At 71.5% G+C, this 26455-nt stretch carries 21 protein-coding genes and 2 pseudogenes; 15 read left to right on the top strand and 8 right to left on the bottom strand.

Annotated elements, in window-relative coordinates; all coding sequences use genetic code 11:
- The first annotated feature begins 36 nt into the window (after positions 1-36).
- The 8 genes and pseudogenes from cheB to F1D61_RS33890 form a co-directional block, all read left to right on the top strand.
- Positions 37-1158: a chemotaxis-specific protein-glutamate methyltransferase CheB gene (cheB, locus tag F1D61_RS05540; protein ID WP_203156843.1), complete on the top strand. Its 1122-nt coding sequence runs from the start codon at positions 37-39 to the stop codon at positions 1156-1158.
- Positions 1155-1991 carry a CheR family methyltransferase gene (locus F1D61_RS05535; protein WP_203156842.1) on the top strand — a complete coding sequence of 279 codons (837 nt, stop codon included), beginning with the start codon at positions 1155-1157 and terminating at the stop codon, positions 1989-1991. The genes cheB and F1D61_RS05535 overlap by 4 nt, the downstream gene beginning before the upstream one ends.
- Positions 1984-4035, top strand: coding sequence for a chemotaxis protein CheA (locus F1D61_RS05530; protein ID WP_203156841.1), 2052 nt, complete (start codon positions 1984-1986; stop codon positions 4033-4035). The genes F1D61_RS05535 and F1D61_RS05530 overlap by 8 nt, the downstream gene beginning before the upstream one ends.
- Positions 4032-4307: a hypothetical protein gene (locus tag F1D61_RS05525; protein WP_203156840.1), complete on the top strand. Its 276-nt coding sequence runs from the start codon at positions 4032-4034 to the stop codon at positions 4305-4307. The genes F1D61_RS05530 and F1D61_RS05525 overlap by 4 nt, the downstream gene beginning before the upstream one ends.
- Positions 4308-4433: 126 nt before the next feature.
- On the top strand, positions 4434-4859 hold the full coding sequence (locus F1D61_RS05520) for a response regulator transcription factor (protein ID WP_203156839.1): 426 nt from the start codon (positions 4434-4436) through the stop codon (positions 4857-4859).
- Entirely contained in the window at positions 4856-5521 is a 666-nt protein-coding gene (locus F1D61_RS05515; RefSeq protein ID WP_246775726.1) for a chemotaxis protein CheX, read from the top strand. The genes F1D61_RS05520 and F1D61_RS05515 overlap by 4 nt, the downstream gene beginning before the upstream one ends.
- Positions 5521-6369: pseudogene (locus tag F1D61_RS33895) on the top strand (PAS domain-containing protein); the annotation flags it as partial. The gene F1D61_RS05515 and the pseudogene F1D61_RS33895, both read left to right, overlap by 1 nt.
- 266 nt (positions 6370-6635) lie before the next feature.
- Positions 6636-7994, top strand: a pseudogene (locus F1D61_RS33890) (ATP-binding protein); the annotation flags it as partial.
- Between the two features lie 169 nt (positions 7995-8163).
- Here the strand turns inward: F1D61_RS33890 and F1D61_RS05505 are convergent.
- Entirely contained in the window at positions 8164-8883 is a 720-nt protein-coding gene (locus F1D61_RS05505) for a GntR family transcriptional regulator (RefSeq protein ID WP_203156838.1), read from the bottom strand.
- Between the two features lie 151 nt (positions 8884-9034).
- Here F1D61_RS05505 and F1D61_RS05500 point away from each other — a divergent pair, with 151 nt between their 5' ends.
- The 3 genes from F1D61_RS05500 to F1D61_RS05490 all read left to right on the top strand — a co-directional run bounded on the left by F1D61_RS05500 (position 9035) and on the right by F1D61_RS05490 (position 14019).
- Positions 9035-10087: a TRAP transporter substrate-binding protein gene (locus F1D61_RS05500; RefSeq protein WP_246775725.1), complete on the top strand. Its 1053-nt coding sequence runs from the start codon at positions 9035-9037 to the stop codon at positions 10085-10087.
- 266 nt (positions 10088-10353) lie between these two features.
- Positions 10354-11916, top strand: coding sequence for a class I adenylate-forming enzyme family protein (locus tag F1D61_RS05495; protein ID WP_203156837.1), 1563 nt, complete (start codon positions 10354-10356; stop codon positions 11914-11916).
- A gap of 363 nt (positions 11917-12279) precedes the next feature.
- A complete protein-coding gene (locus F1D61_RS05490; RefSeq protein WP_203156836.1) occupies positions 12280-14019 on the top strand; it encodes a thiamine pyrophosphate-binding protein in 1740 nt (579 codons plus the stop codon).
- A gap of 373 nt (positions 14020-14392) precedes the next feature.
- Here F1D61_RS05490 and F1D61_RS05485 read toward each other — a convergent pair whose 3' ends face one another.
- The gene (locus F1D61_RS05485; protein WP_203156835.1) at positions 14393-14911 is read right to left on the bottom strand and encodes a GcrA family cell cycle regulator; all 519 of its coding nucleotides are present in this window, start codon (positions 14909-14911) and stop codon (positions 14393-14395) included.
- 529 nt (positions 14912-15440) lie between these two features.
- On the opposite strand from F1D61_RS05485, the gene F1D61_RS05480 reads away from it, so the two are divergent.
- Entirely contained in the window at positions 15441-16295 is an 855-nt protein-coding gene (locus tag F1D61_RS05480) for a cell envelope integrity EipB family protein (protein ID WP_203156834.1), read from the top strand.
- A 248-nt stretch (positions 16296-16543) separates the two neighbouring features.
- On the opposite strand, the gene F1D61_RS05475 is transcribed toward F1D61_RS05480, so the two are convergent.
- A complete protein-coding gene (locus tag F1D61_RS05475) occupies positions 16544-17878 on the bottom strand; it encodes a DNA polymerase IV (protein ID WP_203156833.1) in 1335 nt (444 codons plus the stop codon).
- Positions 17875-18183: a DUF3572 family protein gene (locus tag F1D61_RS05470; RefSeq protein ID WP_246775724.1), complete on the bottom strand. Its 309-nt coding sequence runs from the start codon at positions 18181-18183 to the stop codon at positions 17875-17877. Before F1D61_RS05470 ends, F1D61_RS05475 begins: the two co-directional genes overlap by 4 nt.
- Before the next feature lie 136 nt (positions 18184-18319).
- On the opposite strand from F1D61_RS05470, the gene F1D61_RS05465 reads away from it, so the two are divergent.
- Positions 18320-18700 (top strand): response regulator, encoded by a 381-nt coding sequence (locus F1D61_RS05465; protein ID WP_203156831.1) that lies wholly within the window; start codon positions 18320-18322, stop codon positions 18698-18700.
- A gap of 30 nt (positions 18701-18730) precedes the next feature.
- On the top strand, positions 18731-20095 hold the full coding sequence (locus F1D61_RS05460; RefSeq protein WP_203156830.1) for a PleD family two-component system response regulator: 1365 nt from the start codon (positions 18731-18733) through the stop codon (positions 20093-20095).
- A 231-nt stretch (positions 20096-20326) separates the two neighbouring features.
- Here the strand turns inward: F1D61_RS05460 and mtnA are convergent, their stop codons facing one another.
- The 3 genes from mtnA to F1D61_RS05445 all read right to left on the bottom strand — a co-directional run bounded on the left by mtnA (position 20327) and on the right by F1D61_RS05445 (position 24715).
- The gene (gene mtnA / locus F1D61_RS05455) at positions 20327-21424 is read right to left on the bottom strand and encodes an S-methyl-5-thioribose-1-phosphate isomerase (RefSeq protein WP_203156829.1); all 1098 of its coding nucleotides are present in this window, start codon (positions 21422-21424) and stop codon (positions 20327-20329) included.
- Positions 21425-21506: 82 nt separating this feature from the next.
- The gene (serA, locus tag F1D61_RS05450) at positions 21507-23105 is read right to left on the bottom strand and encodes a phosphoglycerate dehydrogenase (protein WP_203156828.1); all 1599 of its coding nucleotides are present in this window, start codon (positions 23103-23105) and stop codon (positions 21507-21509) included.
- 437 nt (positions 23106-23542) lie between these two features.
- On the bottom strand, positions 23543-24715 hold the full coding sequence (locus F1D61_RS05445) for a phosphoserine transaminase (RefSeq protein WP_203156827.1): 1173 nt from the start codon (positions 24713-24715) through the stop codon (positions 23543-23545).
- Positions 24716-24884: 169 nt separating this feature from the next.
- Between F1D61_RS05445 and F1D61_RS05440 the strand changes: the two genes are divergently transcribed.
- On the top strand, positions 24885-25589 hold the full coding sequence (locus F1D61_RS05440; protein ID WP_203156826.1) for an ABC transporter permease: 705 nt from the start codon (positions 24885-24887) through the stop codon (positions 25587-25589).
- 1 nt (position 25590) lies between these two features.
- Here the strand turns inward: F1D61_RS05440 and F1D61_RS05435 are convergent, their stop codons facing one another.
- On the bottom strand, positions 25591-26442 hold the full coding sequence (locus F1D61_RS05435; RefSeq protein WP_432443210.1) for a substrate-binding domain-containing protein: 852 nt from the start codon (positions 26440-26442) through the stop codon (positions 25591-25593).
- Positions 26443-26455 lie beyond the last annotated feature (13 nt).

Raw genomic sequence — 26455 nt, 5'->3', positions numbered from 1 at the left:
CCTCGCCCGCGCGGGTCCCGCCGGGAGGGTGCCCGCATGATCCGTCTCCTCGTGGTCGACGACTCGGCCCTGATGCGCAAGGTGCTGGGCGGCATCTTCGCCGCCGAGGGCGATTTCACCCTCGCCTTCGCCCGCGACGGCCTCGAAGCCCTCGATCTCCTGCCCCGCTTCGCGCCGGACGTGGTGACCCTCGACGTGACCATGCCGGGGCTCGACGGGCTCGCCTGCCTCGACCGGATCATGCTGGAGCGGCCCTGCCCGGTGGTGATGCTGTCCTCCCTCACCGGGGAGGGGGCCGAGGCGAGCCTGGACGCCCTGGCTCGCGGCGCCGTCGACGTGATCGGGAAGCCGGCCGGGGCGGTCTCGCTGGCGCTCGATCGGTTCGCGCCCGCTCTGGTCAGGACGGTGCGGGCGGCGGCCCGGGCCCGGCCGCGCACCGCCCACGGGCTCGCGGCCCGCCTGCGTGCGCGCCATGCCGGCCTCGCCCCGCGCCCCGCCTTCCGCTCGGGGTCGCAGGCCCCCGACCCGATCGATCCCGCCCCCGACCGGGACGCCTCCGCGCATCCCGCCCCGTCGCCGGACCCGGCCGGCGGCCTCGTCCTCGTCGGCGCCTCGACGGGCGGCCCCCCGGCGCTCACCGCGCTTCTTAGCGGGCTGCCCGCCGGCTTTGCCTGGCCGATCGTCGTCGCCCAGCACATGCCGGCGACCTTCACCGGGCCGCTCGCCCGCCGGCTCGACGGGCTCTCCGCGCTCGACGTCCAGGAGGTCACGGCCCCGGTGCTCCTGGTCCCGGGGCGGGTCTATGTCGGGCGGGGCGACGCCGACGTGATCGTGGTGCGCCGGCCCGGCGGCCTGATGGCGGCGCCGGCTCCGGCGCAAGCCGAGTATCCGTGGCATCCGAGCGTCGACCGCCTGGTGGAGACCGCCCTCGGCCTCGTGCCGCCCCGGCGCCTGGTCGGGGTTCTGATGACCGGCATGGGCCGCGACGGCGCCCGCACCATGGCGGAGCTGCGGGCCCGCGGCGGACGCACCATCGCGGAGGCCGAGGCGACGGCGGTGGTCTGGGGCATGCCGGGGGAACTGGTGCGGGCCGGCGGCGCCAGCGTCGTCGCCCCGCTGGAGGCCATCGCGGCCGAGCTGACGGCGATGGTCGCATGATCCTGACCGAACCCGACCTGACGCGGATCTGCGACCTGCTCTACCGGCAGACCGGCATCCTGGTGCCGGGCAACCGGCGCGCCTTCGTCGAGCGCCGGGTGCTGGAGCGGCTGCGCGCCACCGGCCTTTCCGCCCTGCCGGCCTATCTCGCCTGCCTGCGCGCCGACGCGGACGGCGAGGTGCAGCATTTCGTCAACGCCTTCACGGTCAACGAGACCTATTTCAACCGCGAGGAGCACCAGCTGCGCTGCCTCACCGGTTCGCTCATGGCGGCGGTCACCGCCGGGCGGACGCGGAGCGATCCGATCCGGATCTGGTCGATGCCCTGCGCCACCGGCGAGGAACCTTATTCGGTGGCGCTGTGGCTCCTCGAACACTGGCCCGCGGTCGACGACTGGGAGATCGAGATCGTCGGCTCGGACATCGACACGAGGGCGCTCGCCGCGGCGGAAACCGGGCGCTACGGCGCCCGGGCGCTCGGCCGGCTGCCGCCCGCCCTGGTGTCGCGCTACTTCACCCGGGAGGACGAAGCCTCCTGGCGCATCCTGCCGGACTTGCGCAACTCGGTGCGGTTCAGCCGTCACAACCTCGTCGACGGGACCGGGATGGCGCAGGAGGGGCGGTTCGACATCGTGTTCTGCCGCAACGTCCTGATCTACTTCGACGACGAGTCCCGCAAGGTGGCCGCCGCCAACCTGTTCGCCGCCCTGCGGCCGGGGGGCTTCCTGTGCCTCGGCCACACCGAATCGATGGCCCGGATCCCGTCGCGGTTCGTCACCCGCCGGTTCCCGGACGCGATCGTCTACCAGCGCCCGGAGATTGCGGATGAGTGAGGCGCCGGTCACCGACGACCTCGTGGCGGATTTCGTCGCCGAGGCGCGCGATCTGATCCAGGCCGCGGCCGAGGACCTGCTGGCGCTCGACGGTCCGGCCGGCCCGGGCGTGCTGAACCGGGTGTTTCGCGCCTTCCACACCCTCAAGGGTTCGGTCGCCCTGTTCGACTGGCCGGACATGCTGGCGGCGCTCCACGCCGCCGAGGACGGGCTCGACGCCGCCCGCACCGGCCGTATCGCCACCGGCCCCGACCTCGTCGACCTGTCGCTCGCCGCCCTCGACGCCACGGCCCGCTGGACCGAGGCGATCGCCGCGACCGGTGCGTTGCCGGCCGGGACCGCGGCGGAATCGGCCCGGCTGGTCGAGAGCTTCCGGGCCCTGCTGGCTCCCGCCACCGGGGAGCCCGATGGCGTCCCGTCCGGTCAAACCCCCTCTTGCCAAACCCCCTCTTGCCAAATCCCCTCCAGCCCGGTGCCCGACTGGGCCGCCGGCCTCCTCGCCGCCTTGCGAGAGCGGCCGGACGGTCCCGTCACCGCCCTGCGCTACGTCCCGCGGGCCGATTGCTTCTTTGCCGGCGACGATCCCCTCGGGCTGGTGCGCCGGCTGCCCGGGCTCATCGCCCTGGACCTCGCCCCGGCCGGCCCCTGGCCGCCGGTGGAAACCCTCGACGTCTTCGCCTGCAACCTCGCGGTGACGCTGCTCACCGCCGATCCGCCGGCGGAGGTCGAGGCGGTGTTCCGTCTGGTGCGCGACCAGGTCGTGCTGGCCGCCCTGCCTCCGGCCAGCCAGGTGCCTCGGGATGAGCCGGTCCTCGAGGCCGATCCGGTCTCCGCCGAGCCGGCCGCCCGGACCCTGCGGGTCGATGCCGGGCGGCTCGACGCCCTGGTGGCGCTCGCCGACGACCTCGCCACCGCCCGGGCGGCCCTCGGGGCGGTCGTCGCCGAGGCCGGCTCGGGGGCCGACCTCGCCGGGCTTCTCCCCTCGTTACGCGCCAGCGACGAGCGCATCGGGCGTCTTGCCGCCGAGCTGCATCGCGAGGCGGTGGCCTTGAGGCTCCAGCCCCTGGGCCGGGTCTTCCGCCGCTTCCCTCGCGCCGTGCGGGACATCGCCCGCGGGCTCGGCAAGGAGGTCACGCTGAGCCTGGAGGGCGAGGCGACGGAGGTCGACCGCGACGTGGCCGAGGGGCTGTTCGAGCCGCTGCTCCACCTCCTGCGCAACGCCGTCGACCACGGCATCGAGCCGCCCGCGGCGCGGGTCCGCGCCGGAAAGCCCGCCTCGGGTCGGATCCGCCTGCGTGCCGAGAGCCGGGCTGAGCGGGTGATCGTCTCGGTCTCGGATGACGGCGGCGGTCTCGATCCCGCCCTCATCCGCGCCCGCGCCGCCGAGCGCGGTCTGAGGACGCCCGATGCGCTTGCGGGGCTCGACGAGGCCGGGGTGATCGACCTGATCTTCGCCCCCGGCTTCTCGACCGCGGCGGCGGTCGGCGCCGTCTCCGGCCGCGGCGTCGGCATGGATGCGGTCCGGGCGGCGGTCTCGCGCCTCGGCGGCTCCTGCACCGTCGAGAGCCGGGCCGGGGCGGGCACCACGATCCGCCTCGCCTTGCCCCGGGCGCAGTCCCTCGCCCGGCTGCTGCTCGTCGGGATCGGGCCGGAACTCTACGGCCTGCCGATGGAGGCCGTGGACGAGCTCGCCCGGGTTCCGCGGGAGCGCATCGGCGACCACGGATTGGGGGCCGCCACGGTCTTGCGCGACCGTACCGTGCCGGTTCTGCACCTTGCCGACCTCCTCGGCCTGCCCCGCGAGGCGGCATTCCCCGAGGCCCGGCTGGCGGTGCTGCGGCTCGGCGAGGAGCGCGTCGCCCTCGAGGTCGACCGGTTCGCCGGCCGTCTCGACGGGCTGGTGCGGCCGCTGCCGGGCCTCGCCGCCTTGCCCGGACTCGCCGGGACCACGCTCACCGGCGACGGCCGGGTGCTGCTGGTGCTGGATCCCGAGACCTTGCCCGACACCCCGATCGATCGGGGACGAGAGGAGAGGGCGCCATGAGCGTGCGCCGCGACGGAGACCTGATCCGCCTCGAGGGCGCCTGCCCGGTGGAGGAGGCCGAGACCCTGGCCGCCCTGCTCCTCGCCCATCCGGGGACCGGCATCGACTGGAGCGCCTGCACGGGGATGCACACCGCCGTGGTCCAGGTGCTGCTCCGGCTGCGCCCGCCGCTCCATGGCCCCTGCACCGATCCCTTCGCGGCCCGCTGGCTGGCGCCGCTGCTAGGGCAGCCGGTCAATCCCCGAACCGGACTCGCTCCGCGGAAAAACTGAGCGCGACGATACCAGTTTTCAGCTATGGCATGGGTCGTGCGGCCGCGCCCATGCCTGCCGTCACGACCCCGAGAGTTCCCGCAAGGGCGCCATTCCCTTTCGTCAGAAGCAGCCTAGATGCCGCCCATGTCGCAATCTCCGACGTCGCAGCCTCCGACCGATCCCGCGCCCGTCACCGTCCTCGTGGTCGACGACAGCAAGCTCGCGCGGGCCGTCGCCATGCGGCTGCTGCGGCAGGCGAAGCCCGATTGGGCGTTGCGCGAGGCGGCCAATGCCGAGGAGGCCCTGACGATCGTGGCGGGCGGACCGGTCGACGTGGCGCTCCTCGACTTCAACATGCCGGGCAAGGACGGGCTCGCCCTCGCGGCCGAGCTGCGCGCCGGGCGGCCCGCGATGCCGATCGCCGTGATCTCGGCCAACATCCAGGACGAGGTGATCGCCCGCGCCCGCGAGCTCCAGGCGACCTTCCTGGCTAAGCCCCTCACCGGCGACGCGCTGGCGGGCTTCCTCTCGGGCGCCGCCTTGCGCCTGCGCCGGGGCGGCCCGGCATGAGCGGGGATGCCATGGAGGACGGGGCGACGATCGGCCTGACCGAGCTGCAGCAGGACGCCTTCACCGAGCTCGTCAACATCGGGGTGAGCCGCGCCGCCGCGAGCCTGCGCCAGATGATCGGCACCCAGGTGCTGCTCTCGGTGCCCTCCGTCGAGATCGTCTCGCGCCACTCCGCCGCGCGGCTGATCGGCGAGCGCGAGGCGGCGCCGCTGGTGGTGGTCCACCAGGATTTCGAGGGCGCCTTCGCGGGCCGCGCCCTCCTGATCTTCCCGCAGGAGAACGGCCGCGAGCTGGTCCGGGCCGTCGCCGGCGAGGAGCTGTCGCCCGAGGAGGTCGCGGCGCTCGAGGACGAGGCCCTGGCCGAGACCGGCAACATCATCCTCAACGGCTGCCTCGCCACCATGGCGAACATGCTCCAGCGCACGCTGACCATGTCGCTGCCGGGAATCCTGCGCGGGGACGGCCCGCGGATCTTCGGGACGCAGGCCGGCGAGACCTCGGCCGCGGATGCCCTGGTGCTGTTCCTCTACATCGACTTCTCGGTGAGCGAGCGCGACATCCGCGGCTACCTGGCGATGCTGATGGACCTGCCGTCGCTGGAGAACCTGCGGCTCCTGGTGGACGAGTTCATCGCCCGCGCCCTCGGCGACCTGGACGCGTGATGGCCGGCGCACCGACCGGAGGCGTGAGCGCGCCCGACGCCCGCGGCGACGCGCTCGGCCTGGCCATCGCGGCGGCACGGGCCCGCGTCGGGCCGTTCCTCACCGCCCTGGAGCATTCGCGCCAGCCGATGCTCATCAGCGATCCCCACCTGCCCGACAACCCGGTGGTCTTCGCCAACCAGGCCTTCCTGACGCTCACCGGCTACGACGCCTGCGAGGTGCTGGGGCGCAACTGCCGGTTCCTGCAGGGGCCGGAGACCGATCCGGGCGCGCTGGCGGCGATCCGCGAGGGCCTGCGCGAGGAGCGCGTGGTCCGGGTCACGATCCTGAACTACCGCCGCGACGGCAGCCGGTTCTGGAACCAACTGCTGATCTGCCCGATCCGCGACGAGGCCGGCCGCCTCGTCAACCACTTCGCCTCGCAGGTGGACATGTCGCATGTCCACGAGGCGGAGGCCGGGCGCTCGCGCCTCGCCGACATCGAGCGGCGCTTGTCGGAGGCGCAGCGCCAGCTCTCCCTGACCCTCTCCTCGGCCGGAATCGCCGGCACCTGGGACTGGGACATCCAGGCCAAGCTCCTGCACGTCGACGGGCGCTTCGCCGCGCTGACCGGGCTGTCCCCCGCACCGCGGCCCGGCACCGTGCCGATGAGCCCCGGCCCGCTCCCGGCCAGCGCCTTCTTCTCCGGCATCCACCCCCTCGACCGCCTGCGGGTGCGGCTCGCGGTGAGCGGCATCCTCGGCGGGGCCGAGGTGTTCGACAAGGAGTACCGCCTGCTCTCACCGGACGGCTCGGTGCGCTGGGTCCATGCCCGCGGCCGCTGCCATTTCGGCGTGGACGGACGGCCCGCCCGCTTCACCGGCGTGCTGGTCGAGGTGACCGACCAGAAACGGGTCGAGGAGCGCCTGCGCATCGCCCAGTCGGCGGGCCGCGTCGGCGCCTTCGAGCACGTGCCGGGCTTCGCCACCGTGGCGGCCTCGCCGCAATTCTGCAGCCTGCTCGCCTGGTGCCGGCCCGCACCGTGGCGGCGAGCGCCGTCAACGCGCTGGTGGTCGAGGGCGACCCGCCGCTGCTGGCGCCCGACCAGCGCCACGAGGGCGAGCTGCCGCCGGTCGAGACCCGGGTGCGGCTGTCCGATACCGGCGAGGTGCGCTGGCTCGCCCGCCGCGGCGAGGCGATCCGCGACACCGAGACCTCGGGTCTGCGCCATGTCGGGGTGGTCTACGACATCACCGAATCGAAGCAGGCCGAGGTGGCCTTGCGCGAGCTCAACGACACCCTGGAGGCGCGGGTGCGCGAGGCGGTGGCCGAGCGCGAGCGGGCCGAGGAGCAGCTGCGCCAGTCGCAGAAGATGGAGGCGGTGGGCCAGCTCACCGGGGGCATCGCCCACGACTTCAACAACCTGCTCACCGGCATCGTCGGCTCGCTCGACCTGATGCAGACCCGCATCAACGAGGGCCGGACCGAGAACCTGACCCGCTATGCCGGCCTCGCCATGGCTTCGGCCCAGCGCGCCGCCGCGCTCACCCATCGCCTGCTCGCCTTCTCGCGCCGCCAGCCGCTCGAATCGCGCCCCGTCGACGCCAACCGGCTGGTCAGCTCGATGGACGAGCTGATGCGCCGCACGCTCGGCGAGCGGGTGCAGCTCGAGGTGGTGGTGGCCGGCGGCCTGTGGCTGACCCTCTGCGACCCCAACCAGCTCGAGAACGCGATCCTCAACCTCGCCATCAACGCCCGCGACGCGATGCCGGAGGGCGGGCGCCTCACGATCGAGACCGCCAACGCCCATCTCGACGACGCTTACGCGGCTCGCGAGGTCGGCGTGCGGGCGGGGCAATATGTCTGCATCGGCGTGACCGATACCGGCACCGGCATGCCGGCGGACGTGATCGCCCGCGCCTTCGACCCGTTCTTCACGACCAAGCCCATCGGCCAGGGCACGGGTCTCGGCCTGTCGATGATCTACGGCTTTGCCAAGCAGTCGGAGGGCAACGTCAAGATCTACTCGGAGGCCGGGCAGGGCACGACGGTCAAGCTCTACCTGCCGCGCTACCACGGCGAGATCGAAGCCTCGTCGGACATCCGGGGCGAGGCGCCGCGGGCCGAGCGCGGCGAGACGGTGCTGGTCGTCGAGGACGACCCGACCGTGCGCGCCCTGGTGATCGAGGTGCTGCACGAGCTCGGCTACCGCACCCTCGAGGCCGGCGACGGGCCGGCGGGCCTGCGCCTGCTGCAATCGGCCTCCCACATCGATCTTCTGGTCACCGATGTCGGCCTGCCGGGCCTCAACGGCCGCCAGCTCGCCGACCAGGCCAGGCTGGTGCGGCCGCATCTGAAGGTGCTGTTCATGACCGGCTACGCCGAGAACGCCGCCTTCGGCAACGGGCATCTCGGTCCGGGCATGCAGATGATCACCAAGCCGTTCCCGGTCGAAGGGCTGGCGACCAAGATCCGGTCGATCATCGAGGGGTGATACCAACGGTCGTTGGAAACGACCTTTGGTTCCGTTCTCAAATTTTCGTCAAGCCTCTGGCTTGGCATAGAAAATTCGAGATGGCTCAATGGCCCGATGCGTCAGCATCTTGGGCCATTGGGATGAGAGGGCCGCTCGCGCGGTCCCCCGATCGCCCGGCGATTCCCCGCTACCGCCGCACCCGCCGGCTCCGCTCCTCCTGGGCGAAGGCATCCTCCTGCGCCTTGAGCCGGTCGACGAAGATTGTGGCGGCGCGCGCGATGTGCTGGCGCGACAGGCGGTCGGCGTCCTCGGCCTCGCCCGCGGCGATCGCGTCGAGGATCGCCGCGTGCTCGTCCCAGATGCGCGCCGGCATCGCCTCGTCCTCGCGCAGGACCTCGCCCATGATCCGCCGCAGGTGGTTGAAGTGCGGCGCCGCGGTCTCGACGATGATCGGATTGTCGGCGATCTCGCCGAGGAAGCGGTGGAAGGCGATGTCGGCCGCGATCAGCTCCGCGACCGAGCCGCTCTGTGCCGCCGCGCGCCCCGCCGCCACCAGGGGCGGGCCCTCCCGGCCGGCCCGGGCCGGGTTGCGCTCGGCGGCGAGACGGCTCGTCAGTCCCTCCAGCACGCCCCGTACCTCGTAGAGGTTGCGCACGAACGAGGCTTCGAGCGGCGCCACCACCAGCCCGCGGCGCGGCGCGTCGCGCACGATGCCGTGGTTGCGCAGCAGCAGCAGCGCCTGCTGCACCGGCTGGCGCGAGACGCCGTAGGCGTCGGCGAGCTCGTCCTGGATCAGCCGCGTGTTCGGCGCCAGCCGCCCCTCGGTGATTTCGCTGAAGATCGCGCCGTAGACCTGCTCGACGAGCCGGTGGCGCGTCGGGCTGCGGTCGTCCGTCTCGCCGGCCATGGCCGGATCCCCCTTCACGCAGAAAACTCGTCGCCGACGTGTTGCGCAAACCGGAGGCTCGTGCAATACCGAATTCGAAATTCGAATTCCGAATTCAATAACGGCAAGGCGGATAACGCCGCCGGCTCGGAATTCCCGAGGGAGAAACGCCATGACCGATCCCCGCCTCACGGGTCCTCGCCGGACGGGTCTCCACCGCCGGCACATGCTGGCCTCCGGCCTGGGCGCCGCCGCTTGCCTCGCCGCCGGCTTTCCGCGTCCGGCGCTGGCGCAAAGCCAGAAACTCACCTTCAAGCTCGGTACCGACCTGCCGGTGCCGCATCCGGTCAACGTCCGGCTGAAGGAGGCGATCGCCGCCATCGCCCAGGAGACGAACGGCGCGGTCGAGGTCAGCCTGTTCCCGTCGAACCAGCTCGGCAGCGATTCGGACATGCTGTCCCAGATCCGCTCCGGGGCGCTGGAACTCGCGACATTCCCGGGCACCGTGGTCTCGACCCTGGTGCCGGCGACCTCGCTCACCGGCATCGGCTTCGCCTTCACGAGCTACGACAAGGTCTGGGCCGCGATGGACGGCGAGGTCGGCGGCTACATCCGCAAGTCGATCGAGAAGGCGAACCTCGTCCCGTTCGCGACGACCTGGGACAACGGCTTTCGCCAGATCACCACCAGCACCAAGCCGATCCGCACGCCCGACGACCTCAAGAACTTCAAGATCCGCGTGCCGGTGGTGCCGCTCTGGGTCTCGATGTTCTCCGCGCTCGGCGCCGCGCCGGTCAGCATTCCCTTGAGCGAGGCCTATTCGGCGCTGCAGACCCGCATCGCCGACGGCCAGGAGAACCCGCTGGCGCTGATCAACTTCGCCAAGTTCTACGAGGTGCAGAAATACTGCTCGCTCACCAACCACGCCTGGGACGGCTTCTGGATGATGGCGAGCGGCCGCGTCTGGAAGGGCGTGCCGGCGGACGTGCGCGCCATCATGGAGAAGCACCTCAACGCCGCGGCCTTGAAGGAGCGCGACGACATCGCCGCGGCCAACCGCGACACGCAGAAGGAGCTTGAGGGGCGGGGACTGGTGTTCAACGCCACCGATCCGAACGCCTTCCAGTCGGCGCTGAAAGCAACGAAGTTCTACGGCCAATGGCGTGAGAAGTTCGGGCCGGAGGCCTGGGCGCTGGTGCAGAAATACGCCGGGGATATCGGGTAATTCTCACGGATCACAGTTTTCCCACCGCGAACCTGAGATCCACCGCGTCATTCCGGGGCCGCGGAGCGGAGCCCGGAATCCATAACCGCTGAGGGTTCAATCGAAGGCGGATAATGTGCCGCTTCATTCTCCTCCACCTGAGCGTCTGGATTCCGGGCTCCGCTTCGCGGCCCCGGAATGACGAGGGAGGGAGACGGACCGTCGGTGTGACCTGATCAGCGACATCACCCGAGCCCACGCAGAACGAGGAAGCGAGGACAACCACGATGAGGGATGTGCTCACCCCCGGGCAGATGCTCGCCGTCCAGGCGCGCCTGCAGCCCGACCGGATCGGCGCACGCGACCTCGAGCGCGCGATGACGTTCCGGCAGTGGAACGCCCGCGCCTGCCGGCTGGCCAACGGCCTCCTCGGCCTCGGTCTGCGCAAGGGTGAGCGGGTGGCGGTGCTGGCCTATAATTGCGTCGAGTGGTTGGAGATCTACGCCGCGATGGCGAAGGCCGGCCTCGTCGCGGTGCCGATCAACTTCCGGCTGGTCGGTGCGGAAGTCCGCTACATCCTGGAGGATGCCGAGGTCTCGGCCCTGATCCTCCAGGACGAGCTCGCCGGCACGATCGATGAGATCCGCGCCGACCTGCCGATCTCTGAATCCCGGGTGGTGTGGTTCGGGGCGACACCCTGCCCCGCCGGCTTCTGCGCTTACGAGGACCTGATCGGGAAGGCCCGCGAGGACGAGCCCGGACTGGCGATCGATCCGGCCGATCCGTGGATGCTGATGTACACCTCCGGCACCACCGGCAAGCCGAAGGGCGCGATCCGCTCGCATCGCGGTGCCGCCATGCTGTCGATGATCACCGAGATCGAGCTCGGCATCCACCGGCGCGATTCGGCCCTGCTGGTCATGCCGCTCTGCCACGCCAACTCGCTCTATTTCTTCGGGGCGTTCAGCTATTGCGGCGGCGTCACCAGCGTGTACTCGCGCAAGAGCTTCGATCCCGAGCATTGCGTGAGGGCTCTCTCTGAGGGCGGGGCGAGCTTCACCTCCCTGGTGCCGACCCACTACGCGATGATGCTGGGCCTGAGCGAGGCCGCGAAGGCGCGCTACGACCTTACCCGCATCACCCGGCTGATGATCTCCTCGGCCCCGGCCCGGCCCGACACCAAGCGGGCCGTGATAGAGTTCTTCCCGAATTCCGGGCTCTATGAATTGTACGGCGCCACCGAGGTCGGCTGGGCGACGATGCTGCACCCGCCCGAGCAATTCACCAAGCTCGGCTCGGTCGGCCGCGAATGCGTCGGCTCGGCGCCGATCAAGTTGCTGGATGAGGCCGGCAACGAGGTGCCGGATGGGGAGGCCGGCGAGCTGTTCTGCTCGAATCCCTACCTGTTCGACGGCTACTGGAAGCTGCCGGAGAAGACGAAGGAGGCCTTCCGCGGCGCGTACTGCACCGTCGGCGACATGGCCCGGCGCGACGCCGACGGGTTCATCCATCTCGTCGACCGCAAGAGCAACATGATCATCTCCGGCGGCGAGAACATCTACCCGTCCGAGGTCGAGGCCCTGCTCGGCGGCCACCCGGCGGTGCATGACGTGGCGGTGGTCGGCCTGCCGGACGAGACCTGGGGCGAACGGGTCCACGCCGTCGTCGTGCTGCGCGACGGGGCCTTTGCCAGCGAGGCCGACATCCTCGGCTGGTGCAAGGACCGCCTCGCCGGCTTCAAGCGCCCGCGCACGGTCTCGTTCATGGCCGACGAGGCGATGCCCCGCACGGCGACGGGCAAGAACCTGCACCGGAAGCTGAAAGAGCGGCTGGTGCGGGGGGAGGGGTAGGGCGCCGCAGTCTCCTACGGTTCACGACACAGCAGGTTGCGCGGTGTCGGAGTGACGGCCGAGAGCGTAACCCTCCCCCCTCTGCGGGGAGGGTGGCGAGCGGATGCGAGCCGGGAGAGGGGCGGCGCGACGGTGCCGAGCATGGCGCCCGTCAGAACGGTTCCGCCTCATCCGGAAGCGTGTTTCCCCTCTCCCGACCTGCTCCGCAGGCCACCCTCCCCCGCAGAGGGGGGAGGGGGTCACGCTCTCAGCCGTTGCGCTTGCACCCGCTCTGCAAGGATGCCCACCTTACCCGGAACAAGTTCCAAGGCGAGCACGACCCGCCGAAAGCGCGAACAACAACACGAACGGGAGGGAAACCCCATGAGCCAACCGGCCACCGTCCAGGACCTCAACGCCGACGCGCAATCCTGCGCCGCCTGGATCGCGCAGTTCCTGAAGGCGCGGGGCGTCGATCGGGTGTTCGGGCTCCAGGGCGGCCACATCCAGCCGATCTGGGACCATTGCGCCCGCCTCGGCATCCGCATCGTCGACGTGCGCGACGAGGGCGCCGCCGTCCACATGGCCCACGCCCATGCCGAGCTGACCGGGGAACTCGGGGTCTGCATGGCGACCGCCGGGCCCGGCGTCACCAACTGCGTCACCGGCATCGCCAACGCGTCGCTCGCCCGCGTCCCGGTGCTGCTGATCGGCGGCTGCACCTCGCGGCCGCAGGCCAATCTCGGGCCGCTCCAGGACATCCCCCACGTCGACATCCTGCGGCCCGTCACCCGCCAGTCGCGCACCGCCCGGGTCGCCGACCAGGTGATCCGCGAACTCGACGAGGCGGTCGCCCGCGCCATGGGCGATCTCGGCGAGCCGGGACCCGTCTACATCGAGATCCCGACCGACGTGCTGCGCGCCCACGTGCAGCCGCAACTGGTGCTCGACGACTGGATGACGCCGAAGGCGCCGCGGGTGCTGCCGCCCGATCCGGCCGGAATCGCCAAGGCCGTCGAGGTGCTGTGGAGAGCGAAGCGCCCGCTGGTGGTGAGCGGCCGCGGCGCCAGGAATGCCGGTCCCGAGCTGGTACGGCTCCTCGACGCGCTGGGCGCGGTCTATCTCGACACGCAGGAGAGCCGCGGCCTGGTGCCGGCCGACCATCCCGCCACCGTCGGCGCCATGCGGGCCGCCGCGATGACCGAGGCCGACGTCGTTCTCGTGATCGGCCGCAAGCTCGATTACCAGCTCGGCTACGGCTCGCCGGCGGTGTTCCCGAATGCCCGCTTCGTGCGGATCGCCGACACCGCAGGCGAACTCGTCGACAACCGCCGCGGCGAGCCGGAACTGCTCGCGACGCCCGCCCTGGCGCTGGCCGCGATCGTCGACGCCGCCGGCAACCGCGCGCCGGCCCTCGACCGTCCTTGGGCGGAAGGCCTGCGGGCGCGCCACGTCAAGCGCTCGACCGGCGCGGCGGTGCCGCAGACCGGCGAGGACGGCCGGATCCACCCGGCGGCGATCTTCGCGGCGATCCGGGAGGTCGCGGAGCCCGACTACATCGCGGTGGCCGATGGCGGCGATCTCCTGAGCTTCGCCCGGGTCGGCCTCGAGGCGCGGACCTACCTCGATGCCGGCGCCTTCGGCTGCCTCGGCGTCGGCGTGCCCTACGCCACCGCCGCCTCGCTCGCCTTCCCCGATCGGCAGGTGATCTGCGTCACCGGCGACGGCGCCTTCGGCATCAACGCGATGGAGATCGACACCGCTTCCCGCCACGGGGCGAAGCCCGTCATTATCGTGTCGAACAACGCCGCCTGGAACATCGAGCGCTACGACCAGGAGTTCAATTACGGCGGCCGGGTCGTCGGCACGCTGCTCGCCGATTCCGATTACGCCGCCATGGCCCGCGCCCTGGGTGCCCATGGCGAGCGGGTCGAGCGGCCGGAGGACCTGCCCGCCGCGATCGCGCGGGCGCTCGCCGCCAACGGTCCGGCGCTGATCGACGTCGCCACCTCGCAGGTCGCGGTATCGTCGGATGCCCGCAAGGGCCTCGGCTTCGTGCCGGATTACCAGCCGCTCACCGCCTGGGACGACGCGGAGCGGCGGCGGCGCGGCGAGACGGCGTGAGGGACGGGCGCCACGGCGCGGCGGCGGGCCGAAGCGCGTCCGCTGCCGCGCGCGACAGGGGCATGAAACCCCTGGCGATCCCCTGTCCTGCCCAGGACACCATCCTGAGAAGCGGACGAAGTGAGCCTCGAAGGAGGGCTCCAGGGACCACGGCGATCCCTGGAGCCCTCCTTCGCGGTCAGTCCATCGTCGATGGACCGACACCTCGGGATGATGTCGCGGGCGGGAAAATCCCGATGCCCGCAGGCCTCATGCCACGGTCCTGCTCCGCGCCCGGGCGGCGGACAGGATTCGTTAGGATTTGACCGATATCGTCAATCCGGTTGAAGGGACCTGTGGAGACGAGCCGCGACGCGCCGCGCAGACCAAGACCCTAGCGGAAGCCGACGACCTTGCGCTCGCGCTTGCGCTCGGCGGCGGGCTGGTAGGCGATGCGGCAGTGATGGGTGCAGTACGGCAGGCCGGCGATCGCGCGGTCGCCGCAGAAGCGAAAGTCCGGCGTGGACGGGTCGCCCATCGGCCAGCGGCACATGAATTCCCGCAGCTCCATGATGGTGACGCGGGCGCTCTCCGGCAACGCGACCGTCGCGGAGGACGAGGCGGGCTGGACCAGGGCGAGGGCCGGCGGTGGGGGGGCGAGCATCGACGGGGCGTCGGCAACGGGCGCGGCGGCGTCGGAATCGGCCCGGGCACGACGGCCGCCGGCCGGCGCGGTCCCGTTGGCCTTCAGCACGCGCCCGGCCAGGCCGAGGCGATGGACCTTGCCGATGACCGCGTTGCGGGAGACGCCGCCGATCTCCGCAGCGATCTGGCTGGCGCTGCGGCCGTCGCTCCACAGCCGCTTGAGAAGCTCGACGCGTTCCTTCGTCCAGCCCGGACCCGCATCCACCATCGCCGCCTCCACTCCCCCGACATCACCCATGGAATCGGCACGCAGCCGCGAGCGGTCCGCCGCTCGACCGCGCGTTCAATCCATCCGATCCTGCTGGTGATCGCCGCCACGCCTGGGGCGGTGGCGACGGGGGTGAACCTACAGGACGGCCTAACATCCGCGCAAGAGTCCGGCTCCCGCCGAGTTGGTTTTTCCCCGCGCCGGAACCGGCCTCCGGACCCGTCGATATCGGGGTGCGGATCCATCCAGCGGCCTCGCCGGAACGCCCGGAGACCAAAGCAATATCCTTGAAATTCAATAGCTTGACGGATTTCTCGGAAACCGCGCGCGCCGTGGCGCACGCCACCGCCCCGGGTTGAAACGGCCCCGCAACCTCGACCAACTCCCGGTTGTCGCGACGGTCCCGGCCAAGCGTGGCAGCGATGCCACGGCATCGGCGGCCGGCACGTTGCCGGGGACCGGGGCGGGGCCTATCTTGAGACGACCAACAGGGCCGACGCCAGCACCGACGGCCGCCCCGGGAGACCTCATGCGACCACTCCTCGCGTGCGTCCTGCTCGCGCTCTCCTCGCCCGCGATGGCGGCGGAGGCGGTGCATCTCGCGCCCCATCGTGCCGTCTACGACCTGTCCCTGTCCGGCAGTTCCGGCACCCGCGCGGTCGAGAGCGCCCGCGGCCGGATCGTGTTCGATTTCACCGGCGATTCCTGCAAGGGCTACGCCCTGCAATATCGGCAGGTGACGGTGCTGGAGAGCTCGGAGAGCGGCACCCGCACCTCCGACCTGCGCAACACCACCTTCGAGAGCGGCGACGGGCGCAGCTTCCGCTTCCGCACCCAGTCCGACCTCAACGGCAAGATCGCGGCCCCCGTCGACGGCAACGCCGAGCGCGGCGACAAGGGCATCGACGTCACCCTCAAGCAGCCCAAGCGCGGCGAGATGGCGGTGCCGGGCGAGGTGCTGTTTCCGGCCGCCCACATGCGGCGGCTGGTCGAGGCCGCCCGGGCCGGGCAATCCACCGTCTCCGTCAAGGTGTTCGACGGCTCGGATGACGGCCGCAAGGTCTACGACACCCTGGCGGTGATCGGCCCGCAGCGCGTCGCCGCCAAGCCCGGGGCGACGCCGGAGCCCGGCGCGGCGCAGAAGCCCGCCGCCCCGGTCGAGGCGGCGTTGCGCGACGGCGCGATGGCGGCGATGCCGCATTGGCCGGTGACGCTGAGCTATTTCTCGCCGGGGGAGGGGGAGCGGACCCCGGTCTACGTCCTCGCCTTCGATCTCTACGAGAACGGGGTCAGCGGCGCGTTGCGCCTCGATTACGGCGAGTTCTCGCTGAAGGGCGAGCTGTCGCGCATCGACCTGTTGCCCGGGAGCAAGGACTGCAAGTAGGGCGCGGCCGAGGGCGACGGGGACACCGGCGCCTGTTTGTGCTCATCGACAGTCCTGACCCCCTCCTCGTCATTCCGGGGCCGCGAAAGCGGAGCCCGGAATCCAGAACCGCGGATGGTTCAGAACAGAGCGGCCGGCGTCCCGCTTTATTCTGCACCAACTGAGCGTCTGGATTCCGGGCTCCGCTTTCGCGGCCCCGGAATGACGCGGCGGGTTTGATGATCCGAAGAGACCAATCAAATTTCTTCTTATCGCGGCTCCCGCTCCGGCGGGGCCTTGCTCCCGCGATCGTTGTCCCGACCCCTCGCTTGATCCCTGGCCTGCGGCGCGAAGCCGAGCCCGCGCTGCACCGCCGCCGCGCCGAATCGGTCGCGCAGGGCATCGATCGCGGCGGCCCGGCTCGCCTCCCGGACCGCCGAGACGTCGGCGAGGTCGCCCCGGTCGGCATGGGCGGCGCCGCAGAGGTCGCCGGCCCCGATCCCGATCAGCCGGAAGGCGGTGCCGTCGCAGGAATCGCGCAACAGCGCCTCGGCCGGGCGAAACAGCCGCTCGGCGACCTGCGTCGGCGCCAGCCCCGAGCGGGTGCGGGTCCGCAGGCGAAACTCCCGGTCCTTGAGCTTTAGGGTGACGCTGCCGGCGGCGAGTTCCGCCCGCTTCAGGCGCCGTGCGACCTTCTCGCAGAGTTGCCACAGCACCGGCCGCAGGGCCTCGAAGGCGCGCAGGTCCTCCGTGAAGGTGGTCTCGCCCGAGATGCTCTTGGTCTCCCGTCGCGGCTGGACCGGGCGCCGGTCCTCGCCGCGGGCGAGCGCCAGGAGGCGGACGGCATCGCGCCCGAGCGCGGCGTGCAGCCGCTCCGGCGCCACCCGGCCGATCTCGCCGATCCGCTGGATGCCAAGCGCCGCGAGACGCTCGCCCGCGGCCTGGCCGATGCCGGGCAGGATCCGTACCGGACGCGGCGCGAGGAACGCCTCGGCTTCCGCCCGGCCGATGATCGAGAAGCCGCGCGGCTTCTCGAGGTCGGAGGCGATCTTGGCCAGGAACTTGTTGGGCGCGAGCCCGACCGAGACGGTGATGCCGACCTCCGCCTCCACCTTCCGGGCGAACCCCGCCAGCGTCACGGCGGGCGAGGCCCCGTGCATCCGCTCGGTGCCCGAGAGGTCGAGGAAGGCCTCGTCGATCGAGACCGGCTCGACGAGCGGCGTCAGGTCCTGCATCATCGCCCGCACCTGGCGCCCGACCCGGGCGTATTTCTCCATGTCGGGCCGCAGCACCACCGCGTCCGGGCAGGCTTCGAGCGCGCGGAACATCGGCATCGCCGAATGCACGCCGCGGATGCGGGCGATGTAGCAGGCGGTCGCGACCACGCCGCGCTTCCCCCCGCCGATGATCAGCGGCCGGTCCCGCAAGGCGGGGTCGTCGCGCTTCTCGACCGCGGCGTAGAACGCGTCGCAATCGATATGCGCGATCGACAGCGCGTCGCGCTCCGGATGGGCGAGCAGGCGCGGCGAGCCGCAGGCCCGGCAGCGGACCGCGTCGGCCGGCGGGCGCGCCCCGCAATCGCGGCAGAGCGGTTGTCCGCTCACGCCCCGAACTCGCCAGGCGTCTCGCTCGGCTGGTCGTCGAAATCCGGCGGGCCGAGGCGGCGCCAGGCCTGGGTGATCCGCTCGGGCGGCACCTCCAGCGCCGCGGCGCAGGCCAGCAGCAATTCCTCGTCCGCCACCACGTGGTCGAGGAGGCCGGCGACAAGATCGGGGCTGTCGGCCGCCTGCCGCAGCGCATCCGGCGAGAGGCCGGAATTCTCCATGAACCGGAGCAATCGGCCGGGCTCGCCGGTCACGTAGGCGAAGACCCGGCCGCCCAAGGCCGCCGCGGCGGATTCGCTCAGCACTCCGCCACGGGGATCGCGCCCCCTGGCCAATCCTTCGAATTTGCGTTTCATCAACATGTGCCGCTTAACAGTGTTGCGGGTCCGGTTTTCTGCCGGGGTGTGACGCGGGCCGCCGGGGCGCCGGAGACAGTGAGCCATGACGAAGACGGTGCTCATCGTCGAGGATAACGAGCTGAACATGAAGCTCTTCAACGACCTGTTGGAGGCTCACGGCTACGCGACCCTCAAGACGGCGAACGGGATCGAGGCGATCGAGCTGGCGCGCCGGCACCGGCCGGACCTGATCCTGATGGACATTCAGCTCCCCGAGGTGTCGGGCCTCGAGGTGACTAAATGGCTCAAGGAGGATGACGAGCTCAAGGCCATCCCGGTGATCGCCATCACGGCCTTCGCCATGAAGGGGGACGAGGAGCGCATCCGCGAGGGTGGCTGCGAGGCCTACCTGTCCAAGCCCATCTCGGTCGCGAAGTTCCTCGCGACGGTCCGCACCTATGTCGGCGACGAACGCCAGAGCTGATCCAGAGCTTGCGAGAGGCCTGATCGTCCCATGTCGGCACGTGTTCTCATCGTCGACGACCTGTTTCCCAATATCAAGTTGCTCGAGACGAAATTGACCGTCGAGTATTTCGACGTCGTCTCGGCGATGAACGGGCCGGACGCACTGGCGGTGTGCGAGAAGGGCCTGTGCGACATCGTGCTGCTCGACGTGATGATGCCGGGCATGGACGGGTTCGAGGTCTGCCGCCGGATCAAGTCGACGCCGACCATGGCGCACCTGCCGGTGGTGATGGTGACCGCCCTCGACCAGCCGAGCGACCGCCTGCGCGGGCTCGATGCCGGCGCCGACGACTTTTTGACGAAGCCCATCGACGACACCGCCCTGATGGCCCGGGTGCGCAGCCTGGTGCGCCTGAAGGCCGTGACCGACGAGTTGCGCAGCCGCGCCATGTCGTCGCGGGTCGGCGATCCCCTGGCGGCGGCCACCGCCGAGACCGGGCACAATGCCAATGTGCTCGTGGTCGAGGACCGCCCGGCTTCCGCCGACCGGCTGATCGCGGCGCTCGGCCAATACCATTGCGTCGAGGCGGTGGCCTCGCCCCAGGAGGCCCTGGAGCGGGTCAAGGCCGGCGATTACGACGTGGTGCTGGTGAGCCTGGACCTCCAGGACCATGACGGTCTGCGCCTGTGCAGCCAGCTGCGCTCCCTCGACCGCACCCGCACCGTGCCGGTGGTGATGATGGCCGATCCGCACGATCGGGCCCGCATCATGCGCGGCCTCGATCTCGGCGTGCACGATTACCTGGTCCGGCCGATCGACCGCAACGAGCTGATCGCGCGCGTGCGCACCCAGGTGAAGCGCAAGCGTTTCTCGCATTCCTTGCGCGAATCGGTCCAGGCCTCGATGGATCTCGCCGTCACCGACGGGCTCACCGGCCTGCACAACCGGCGCTACCTCGACAGCTACCTCGCCGGGCTGTTCTCCGAGCCTTCACTGCGGGATCGCTCGGTGGCCCTGCTGATCCTCGACATCGACCGCTTCAAGTCGATCAACGACCGCCACGGGCACGATGCCGGCGACGAGGTGTTGAAGGAATTCGCCAACCGCATCCGGGCCCAGACCCGCGGCATCGACGTGGTGGCGCGCTACGGCGGCGAGGAGATCGTGGTGGTGGTGCCCGATACCGGACTCGACGCCGCCCGCCAGGTCGCCGAGCGCATCCGCGAGCGGATCGAGGCGGCGCCGTTCCAGGTCCAGCGCGGCACCAGCGCCATCGACGTCACGGTCTCGATCGGCGTCGCCGCCCGCCAGCCCGCGGACGACGACCCGGGCCTCATCCTCAAGCGCGCCGACCTCGCGCTCTACCGGGCCAAGCAGGACGGCCGGAACCGGGTGGTGGCGGCGGCAGCGTGAGGGGCCGGGGGGGCGAATCCGCAGCGGGTGAGGCCTGTCCCTGGGACCCCGATCGCATGGGCCGATCGTGTCGACGCCCTCCATGCCATCCCGGGGCCGCGCAGCGGAAACCGGGATCCACGAGCGCTGACGAGACGGGATGAAGCGGAACATCGGCCGCCTCGTCGAGGCACGACAGCGGTCATGCATCCCGGGGTCTCGGTCTTTGGCGAGCCCCGGGGATGCCGGCTCTCAGGCGGCTTTCCGCCGCTCCGGATAAAGCCCGAGCAAGCCTTCCGGCGTCGCCTCCGCCACGCCGCGCTCGGTGATGATGCCGGTCACGAGGCGCGCCGGCGTCACGTCGAAGGCCGGGTTCGCCACCGGGCTGCCGGGCGAGACCACCGCCACGGTGGCGAAGGCCCCGTCATCGGTGCGGCCGGTGAGGTGGGTCACCTCGCGGGCGTCGCGCTCCTCGATCGGGATGCCGGCGACACCGTCGGTGAGCGTCCAGTCGATGGTCGAGAAGGGCAGGGCGGCGTAGAACGGCACGCCGCAATCGCGGGCGGCGAGCGCCTTCAGGTAGGTGCCGATCTTGTTGCAGACGTCGCCGGTCGAGGTGGTGCGGTCCGAGCCGACGATGCAGAGATCGACCCGCCCGTGCTGCATCAGGTGCCCGCCGGCATTGTCGGCGATGACGGTGTGCGGCACGCCGTGGGCGTTGAGCTCGAAGGCGGTGAGCGCCGCGCCCTGGTTGCGCGGGCGGGTCTCGTCGACGAAGACATGGACCGGCAGTCCGGCATCGTGCGCGACGTAGATCGGCGCCAAGGCTGTGCCCCAGTCGACGGTGGCGAGCCAGCCGGCATTGCAATGGGTCAGCACGTTGACCGGCCCGGGCTTCCTGCGCGCAATCTCGGCGATCAGCGCCGCGCCGTGCTCGCCGATCGCCCGGCAGCTCGCGACATCCTCGTCGGCGATGCGGGCGGCCTCGGCGAAGGCGGCGGCCTCGCGCTCGGTCGGGTTCAGGGGGTGCAGCAGGCCGGCGACCCGGTCGAGGGCCCAACGCAGGTTGATCGCGGTCGGCCGCGTCGCGGCGAGCCGCGCCTGCGCCCCGTCGAGGTTGCGGTCCGACGGGTCTTCCCGCATCGCCAGCGCCAGGCCGTAGGCGGCGGTGGCGCCGATGAGCGGCGCGCCCCGCACGATCATGGTGCGGATGGCGATGGCCGCCTCCGCCTCGCTCCCCAGCGTCCTCGTCTCGAAGGCGAAGGGCAGGCGGGTCTGGTCGATCACGCAGATCCCCTCGCCGTCGGGCGCGGGGAAGATGGTGCGGTAGTGGCGGCCGTCGATCTTCATGGTCGGGGTTTTAGCACGAGCATGATGCGCCGCGCGACCGTGTCGAGGGGCGGGACGAGGCTCTCATCCCGCCCCGGTCCCCTCAGAAGCGCACCGCCCGCGCCCGCTTCACCTGCGGGATCGCCTCGATCGCCTGCAGGAGATCGGGCGAGACCGCCTCGTCGATGGCGGCAAAGCAGATCGCGTCGCCGCCCGGCCGGTCGCGACCGAGATGGAAGGTGGCGACGTTGACGCCGGCCTCGCCCATCAGCGTGCCGAAGCGGCCGATGAAGCCGGGCTGGTCGGCGTTGCGGATGTAGAGCATGTGGGGGGCCACCGCGGCCTCGAGCGCGATGCCGCGAATCTCGACGAAGCGCGGGCGGCCGTCGCCGAACACCGTGCCGGCGGCGTCGCGGGGCATGTCCTCGGCCTCGACCGTGACGTGGAGGCGTGAGGCGTAGGGGCCCTCGACCGCGGTGCGGGTCGCGGTCTCGACCTGGATGCCGCGGGCCCGCGCCACCTCGATCGCCGAGACCATGTTGACGCCCTCCAGGAACGGCCGCAGCGCGCCGGTCACCGCCGCCGCCGTGAGCGCCTTGGTGTTCAGCTCCGCCGCCTCGCCCTCGTAGACGAGGCGGATGCCGCGGATCGGCGCCTCGGTGAGCTGGCCGAGGAACGAGCCCAGTTGCTCGGCCAGCGTCACGTAGGGCCGCAGGCGCGGCGCCTCCTCAGCGGAGATCGACGGGAAGTTGACCGCGTTGCGGATCGCGCCGTGGAGCAGGTAGTCGCTCATCTGCTCGGCGACCTGGAGCGCCACGTTCTCCTGCGCCTCGGTGGTCGAGGCGCCGAGATGCGGGGTGCAGACCATGTTCGGATGGCCGAACAGCACGTTCTCCTTCGCCGGTTCCTCAGTGAACACGTCGAAGGCGGCACCCGCGACGTGGCCCGAATCGAGCGCGGCCCGGAGCGCCACTTCGTCGACGAGGCCGCCGCGGGCGCAGTTGACGATCCTGACGCCGGGCTTCGCGCGTGCCAGCGCATCCCCCGAGAGGATGTTGCGGGTCTTGTCGGTCAGCGGGACGTGCAGGGTGATGACGTCGGCCCGGCGCAGCAGCTCGTCGAGCTCGACCTTCTCGACGCCGAGCGCCACGGCGCGCTCAGGCGTCAGGAACGGGTCGTAGGCGATGACCCGCATCCGCAGGCCGATGCCGCGATCGGCGACGATGGCGCCGATATTGCCGCAACCGATGACCCCGAGGGTCTTGGCCGTCAGCTCGATGCCGAGGAAGCGATTCTTCTCCCAGCGGCCCGCTTGCGTCGAGGCGTCGGCCTGCGGGATCTGGCGGGCGAGCGACAGCATCAGCGCGATGGCGTGCTCGGCGGTGGTCACGGCGTTGCCGTGCGGCGTGTTCATCACGATCACGCCGCGGGAGGTCGCGGCCGGCACGTCGATCGTGTCGACGCCGATGCCGGCCCGGCCGATCACCGTCAGCTTGCCCGCGCGCTCCAGGAGCGCGGCGGTGACCTTCGTGGTCGAGCGGACGGCGAGGCCGTCATACTCGCCGATGGCCGCGGCGAGCGCCTCCTTGTCCTTGCCGAGCTCGGGGCGGAGATCGGCCTGGATGCCGCGCTCGCGGAAGATCGCGATCGCCGCGGGGGAGAGGGTGTCGGAGATCAGGACTTTTTTGATGGGGTTGGGCATGGCGGCCTCGAACGGGGTCGCGCCATCGCCCCGCTGGGGGAGCGGGTCGGCCGGGGGCTCGCGTGGGTCGCGGCGTCATACGTCTCCGTTCACGCCGGCCTTCAAGGCTCGCGCGATTCCCCTCTCCTGGCGATGCCGGGCTTGCCCGGTATCGCTGCAAGGTGTGGGAGAGGGGTCAGGGGTGAGGGTGCTGCGGTTCCGCAGAATATGGAACCGTCCAGCTGCCAGCACCACGCTCAGCGATTCACACTGAAGCGTGTCACCCTCACCCCTACCCCTCTCCCACACGGGAGAGGGGATCCCGCGCCTAACTCACGAAAGGCTGCGCGGGCGGAGATAGTTGATAGTCGTTGTCCCGCGAGGAAGAATACGGCCGACGCCGGCTCCTGCTCATGCGGGGGTCCGGCGCCAAGATACGGCGATGATGGGCTTAGGCGTCAGGCCGCCTTCGTCAGGCGGGCCTTCTCCTGGGCGAAGGCCCAGTCGAGCCACGGCGTCAGGGCCTCGAGGTCGGAGGCCTCGACGGTCGCGCCGCACCAGATCCGCAGGCCGGGAGGCGCGTCGCGGTACGAGCCGATATCGAGGGCGACGCCCTCGCGCTCCAGAGCGGTCGTGATGCCCTTGGCCACGGCGGCCACGGCCTCGGGGCCGCGCCCGACCACGTCGGGATCGCTCACCACCAGGCAGACGCTGGTGTTGGACGCGGTCGCGGCGTCCTCGGCGAGGCTGGCGATCCAGGGGGTGCGGGCGACCCAGTCGGCGATGACGCCGGCATTGCGGTCGGCGCGCGCGCGCAGGGCCGGCAGCCCGCCGAGCTTGTCGGCCCAGAGCAGCGCGTCGATGTAGTCCTCGACCGCCAGCATCGAGGGCGTGTTGATGGTCTCGCCCTGGAAGATGCCCTCGATCAATTTTCCGCCCTTGGTCATGCGGAAGATCTTCGGCATCGGCCAGGCCGGGACGTGGCTCTCCAGCCGCGCGACGGCGCGGGGCGAGAGGATCAGCATGCCGTGCGCCGCCTCGCCGCCGAGCACCTTCTGCCAGGAGAAGGTGACGACATCGAGCTTGGCCCAGTCGAGGTCCTGCGCGAAGGCCGCCGAGGTAGCGTCGCAGATCGTCAGCCCCTCGCGGTCGGCGGCGATCCAGTCGGCATCCGGCACGCGCACGCCCGAGGTGGTGCCGTTCCAGGTGAAGACCACGTCGCGGGTGCGGGTATCGACGGTCGAGAGGTCGGGCAGGCGGCCATAGGGCGCCTTGACGACGCGGGCGTCGAGCTTGAGCTGCTTGATCGCGTCGGTGACCCAGGTCTCGCCGAAGGATTCCCAGGCCAGCATGTCGACCGGGCGGGCGCCGAGCAGCGACCACATCGCCATCTCGACGGCGCCGGTGTCGGAGGCCGGCACGATGCCGATGCGATAGTCGGCCGGCACCTGCAGCACCGTGCGGGTGAGGTCGATGGCCTGCTTGAGCTTGGCCTTGCCGAGCTTCGCCCGATGCGAGCGGCCGAGCGCCGCATCGGAGAGGGCCTCGGGCGTCCAGCCGGGGCGCTTGGCGCAGGGTCCGGACGAGAAGAAGGGCGCGCGCGGGCGGGCCGCGGGGCGGGTCGTCGTCATGCTGTGTCCATCCTTCCAGATGGGCGCCTCCCGGTGGGGGAGGTGTCCCGCCGACGGGGATGCGCCGCGCCGGCCCCGGCGTCAAGCCCGGCGCGACGGCGAGGCCCGGTCAGCCCTGGTCTGGCGCCCGCACCCCGGATACGAGGAGCCCGGGTGAGACGGGGGTGACATGGACGAGTTCGGGCGCGCCCTGGGGCTGGCGGTCGCGATGATCCTGCGGGCGGATCCCGATCTCGTCGCCATCGTCGGCCTGTCGCTGCGCGTCAGCCTCACGGCGGCCGGCCTCGGCTTCGTCCTCGGCGCACCGCTCGGGGCGCTGCTCGCCGCGACCCGGTTTCCCGGCCGCGGGGCGGTCCTCGTCCTCGTCAACGCGCTGCTCGGCCTGCCGCCGGTGGTGGTCGGGCTGGTGCTCTACCTGCTGGTCTCGCGCGCGGGGCCGCTTGGGAGCCTCGGCCTGCTGTTCACCCCCGGCGCGATGGTGATCGCGCAAGGGGCGCTCGCCCTGCCGATCGTGGCGGCGCTCTCGCACCGCACCTGCGAGGCCCTGTGGGCCGAGTACGGCGATGCCTTGAGGGTCGACGGGGTGGGCACGAGCCACGCGGCCCTGATCCTGCTCGCCATGGCGCCGGCCCCCCTCGTCACCGCCTTCCTGGCGGCGTTCGGGCGGGCCATCGCCGAGGTCGGCGCCATCCTGATGGTGGGCGGCAACATCCGCGGCTACACCCGCACCATGACGACCAGCATCGCGCTCGAGACGAGCCGGGGCGACCTGGCGCTGGCGCTCGGCCTCGGGCTCGTCCTCGTCACCCTGACGCTGGTGGTGAGCGCCGCCGCCTTCGGGATCAACCGGATGGCGGCGTCGCCGCGGGGATGAGCTATTGGCTCGGCATCGTCCCGGTCGGGAAGAACAGCTGCTCGCCGTTGATCTTGAACGAGGCGATGGCCGCCCGGCCGCGCTCCGAGGTCAGCCATTCGTGCCAGATCTTCGCATCCGCCGCGTGGATCTGCGGGTTCTTCGACGGGTTCACCAGGATCGAGCCGTAGGGGTTGAACAGGGCTTGGTCGCCCTGCACCAGGATCACCAGGTTCTGGCGGTTCTTGAAGTTCGCCCAGGTCGCCCGGTCGGTGAGGGTGTAGGCGTCCATCGCGGCGGCCGCGTTGAGCGTCGGGCCCATGCCCTGGCCGAGCTCGCGGTAGCCGCTGCCTAGGCTCCGGGCCTCGATCCCGGCCTTCTTCCACAGCCGCAGCTCGGTGCGGTTGGTGCCGCTGTCGTCGCCGCGGCTGGCAAACGGCGCCTTGGCCTTGGCGATGCGGGCGAGCGCCTCCGTGGCGTCGCGCCCGCCCTTGATGCCGGCCGGGTCGGCGGCAGGCCCAACGATCACGAAGTCGTTCGCCATCACGTCGCGGCGGTCGAGGCCGTGGCCTTCCGCGACGAACTTGTCCTCGCCGGCCCGGTCGTGGACGAGGAGGGCATCCGCATCGCCCTTGGCGCCGATGGCCAGCGCCTGGCCGGTGCCGACCGCGACGACGCGCACCGCGATGCCGGTCTCGCGCTGGAAGATCGGCAGCAGGTGGCCGAACAGGCCCGATTGCTCGGTGGAGGTCGTCGAGGCCAGCGTGATCGCCCGCTCCTGGGCGGCGGCGGGCTGCCGGAGGGCGGGCGCCAGGGCGAGGGGGGCGGCCAGAAGGGCGAGAAGGGCGAGGCGGCGCGGGATCGGGCGGCTCACGGACTTGGCTCCG

It is taken from the genome of Methylobacterium aquaticum, from assembly GCF_016804325.1.
In the GTDB taxonomy this organism is placed as follows: domain Bacteria; phylum Pseudomonadota; class Alphaproteobacteria; order Rhizobiales; family Beijerinckiaceae; genus Methylobacterium; species Methylobacterium aquaticum_C.
The sequence above is the reverse complement of the archived record's forward strand: the minus strand, read 5'-3'. Positions and strand labels throughout refer to the sequence as shown.